The sequence below is a fragment of the Desulfatibacillum alkenivorans DSM 16219 genome (assembly GCF_900142135.1).
GTDB lineage: Bacteria > Desulfobacterota > Desulfobacteria > Desulfobacterales > Desulfatibacillaceae > Desulfatibacillum > Desulfatibacillum alkenivorans.
Genome location: NZ_FQZU01000083.1, coordinates 1 through 3,360, shown reverse-complemented (window position 1 = coordinate 3,360; position 3,360 = coordinate 1). Strand labels below are relative to the sequence as shown.

Annotated in this window: 3 protein-coding genes; all 3 read right to left on the bottom strand. The window is 54.1% G+C overall.

Annotated features, from left to right (window positions below):
- Window positions 1-112: 112 nt before the first annotated feature.
- A complete protein-coding gene (locus BUE18_RS27025) occupies window positions 113-1,336 on the bottom strand; it encodes a DUF2325 domain-containing protein (protein ID WP_073479225.1) in 1,224 nt (407 codons plus the stop codon).
- A 292-nt stretch (window positions 1,337-1,628) separates the two neighbouring features.
- On the bottom strand, window positions 1,629-2,507 hold the full coding sequence (locus BUE18_RS27020; RefSeq protein ID WP_073479224.1) for a radical SAM protein: 879 nt from the start codon (window positions 2,505-2,507) through the stop codon (window positions 1,629-1,631).
- A gap of 10 nt (window positions 2,508-2,517) precedes the next feature.
- A complete protein-coding gene (locus tag BUE18_RS27015) occupies window positions 2,518-3,135 on the bottom strand; it encodes a DsbA family oxidoreductase (RefSeq protein WP_073479223.1) in 618 nt (205 codons plus the stop codon).
- Window positions 3,136-3,360: the final 225 nt, after the last annotated feature.

Here is a 3,360-nt window from a genome sequence, read left to right as displayed (position 1 = left end):
AGGTTGTTGTGGTCAACTCCATCCTATCTGCTTGTTTTCTCAAGCACAACGGGGTTTTTCATTTTTTTTCTCCCCATCAATCGCGGATCTGGGGTGAAACTGAGCGGCCCCTTTAGGGAGAGGCGGTGCGCTGTACGGCCTGGGAAATCATGCTCAGGCTGGAGCTGGAAAGCATGTGCACGGGTTTTTTGTGCTTTTTGCCCAGATTTTTTACCATGGTGCAGGCGCCGTGGCTGTTGCAGTTCACCGGACACAGCACCACGTCAGCCCTCCGAAGGCGGTTTTCCAAATCCCGCACGCCGCCCTTGATGTAGCCGTCGTGATACTCGAAAATGCCGCCGTTCTTCTCCACGATATCCCGGTACAAGGCTTCCATCTTGGTGATGCCGCCGACCAGCAAGATGCGCTTGCGGCATAGGTTGAACGACGGGCACGAGTCATCGCAACGATTCATCTGCATAAAGTCGTTGATCATCTTCCGGGCCTGCACCTTGAACTGCTCTTTGCCGTTCTCCGTGGAAGACAATTCCTTTTGCAATTCCTCGCTCCGCTCCTCCAGGGCGATCAGCCGGGCGTCCTTCTGAGCCAGCTCTTTTTCAAGACGTGACAAGCGACTCAACAAGGCCGCGTTTTCCTCCTCCACACGAACGGCGCGTTCAACCTGTCCTTTCTCCGGAATAAAGGCGTCCTCTTCGTTGGCGGACTTGACTTCGGACTCCAACGCGAGGCATTTTTGAGTAAGCTCGGCGTTCTCCTTGGCCAAGGATTTGCTCTTCTTAACCTCGTCCCGGTGCAACTTCCGGACTCCCGCAAGCTGATCCTCCACGGCTGACAGGCGCTTGGCCAATTGGGCCGCGTTTTGGGCGGTCTGATGCATATCCATGTGAGCCGCGCCGAAAATATGAGCCATGTTTTTGGCGGACAATACCTGACGCGTGGCCGCCGCCCAAAGAACCGCCTCGTAGCTGCCGGTCCGGAAGGCGCTTTCCCAGTGGTCCATGAACGCCTTTTCGTCAAGATCCCGCAAGGGGTCGGCTTCTTTCAGGAATTTCCTGTTCAGGAGATTTTCGATCTTGCGGGATAGGCGGTTTTGGTTTTCGCAGGAGCCAATGAGAATTTCATGAATCTCGTAAAGAGTCTTGCCTTTAGGGGAGATCCCGGCTTTCTTCAGCACCTGCTTTTGCTCCGGAACGGTCAGGCACATGCCCATGAGAGGACATCGAAAAATCTTGTCCGTCTCCCACAGCCGCCGAGGCTCCCGGGAAACCGAGGTAAGATCAATTTCTTCGGCGGAACCGGTCCGATGTTCTAGGTCCGTAATGTGCGCGTTTAACATGAGGCTTTCTCCTTTCTCGCTCCGGCATCGAGTTAGAATAATCTAACTTAAATTCCCTAAAAAACCCGCCTCACGAATACGGCGGAGGCGGAATGCAGCCTTCCTGTTTGGCTTTAGCCGGAACCCCGGCATTCTGATGATTCCACGTTTTGCCTGCGAACAACTTAGATAAAAGAATCTAAGTTAGATACATCTATATAATAGGGGCGAAAAACTGTCAAGCCGATTTTTCCAAGCCGTAGGCAAAACCGGCGGCTGTTCTTTCATGCCGCCGGTTTTTTTTGCAAAAAATCTACATGACCAAACGGGAGGTGGGAACGGACAGCGCCTCTTCGCCGTAATGGGCGATGGCGGCGTTGATGTGATCTAACATTTTTTCCCGGTCTCTTGGCAGTCTGCCGAACATGGAGACGAGGTTGGTGGGGTGGTTGGCCTGAAGAAGAACGTCGTCATGGGCGAGTCGTTCGATCAGCGCCTTTTCCTCCTCCAAAACCTCCAGTTCGGTGGGCAGCGTAAAGCTGCCGGAGAGGATATCCTGATACAGGGGGACGGTCTTAAAAACCCCCATGGTCCCCAGCCAGATGAGGCTGGGCCTTACCTGGTTAAGCAGGTCCGCTGTTTTTTCCGCATTCTCGGCGCCGTTTCCGGCCCCTGCGGCGCCCAGCATGAGGCTGGTTGCGTACTGGATGCCGGCGTTGGTCAGACGGTTGAGGTGGTGCACGGCCTCTGTAACCGTGTGCCCCTTTTTAAGGCGCTCCAGGACGGAGTCCATGCCTGACTCCACGCCCACGTGGAAATCGTTTATTTTTAGTTTTCGAAGCTCCGTCAGTTCCGCATCCGTCTTATCCCGGATATTTTTGATGGAAGCGTACATGCCTATATTCTGGCATTCGGGAAAGAACTCCAAAACCCTCCCGGCGATGGCCTTGAGCGCGTCCGCCTTCAGCACGAATGCGTCTCCGTTGACCAAAAAGACTCTCTCGGCTTTGGGGTAAATCCCCCGGGCTTCCTGAAGGTCGCTTTCGATCTCCTCCATGGAGGATACGCGGAATTTTACGTCCCGATACATATTGCAGAAGGAGCATTCATTGTGCGAGCACCCCACCGTAACCTGCAGGAGCATGGAGTCGCATTCCACAGGCGGGCGGTAGGTGGTTCCTTCGTATCTCATAAGCCGCCTCCTATTGATCGGCCAAACCGGCCTGAACCAGGGCTGTCATTTGCTCCCAGGATTTAGCCCCAATCAGCCGATTTTCTCCAAAGATCATGGTGGGCACGGCGGTAATCGCCTTGGCCTCCGCAGCTTCCCATTCTTTGTCAACCGCCTCCTGGTAGGTGCGATCCGTGATGATTTTCTCCGCTTCATCAAGAGGCAGGCCCGCTTTTTCCGCGATGTTCAGCAGCACCTCCTTGGAGGCGAGGTTCAATCCCTGGCCGAAAAAGGCTTCAAACGCGGCCTTGTGGAAGGCGTGGCCTTTTCCGTGATCCGCAGCCCACATACCCAGTTCCTGAGCCAGCCTGCTGTTGTAGGTTTTGTCCAGGGAGCAAAAAGGCAGCCCCAGTTGGGCGGCCGTCCTGGAAAATTCCCGATCCCATTTTTCCACTTCAGAGAGAGGGACGTCCAGCAGTTCGGTCAGGGCGATCCCCTCGTCGGGAACGTCGGAATGCAGAGGGTAATACCGCCAGCGGATGGGAATGTTAAACTCCTTGGCCAGTTTTTCGGCGTTTTCCATATTAAAATAGCAAAAGGGGCAGGTGTAGTCGGAAAATACTTCCAACACCCGTGATGATTCCGCCATGCGTCTCCTCCTGATTATCGTCGAGGGTTTCCTGCGGGGCTGTGCGCCCCGCTATACAATTGTATTACTGTATGCCCGGAACGGATTTTGTCAATCATCCGCATGGGCGCGGCATTAAAACAAATTGGCTTTTACCCCCAGATCCGCGATTGATGGGGAGAAAAAAAATGAAAAACCCCGTTGTGCTTGAGAAAACAAGCAGATAGGATGGAGTTGACCACAACA

Bases quoted from the DNA above. Each gene is read 5' to 3' on its own strand.
- BUE18_RS27025 (WP_073479225.1), bottom strand. From the start codon at position 1,336: ATGTTAAACGCGCACATTACGGACCTAGAACATCGGACCGGTTCCGCC.
- BUE18_RS27020 (WP_073479224.1), bottom strand. From the start codon at position 2,507: ATGAGATACGAAGGAACCACCTACCGCCCGCCTGTGGAATGCGACTCC.
- BUE18_RS27015 (WP_073479223.1), bottom strand. From the start codon at position 3,135: ATGGCGGAATCATCACGGGTGTTGGAAGTATTTTCCGACTACACCTGC.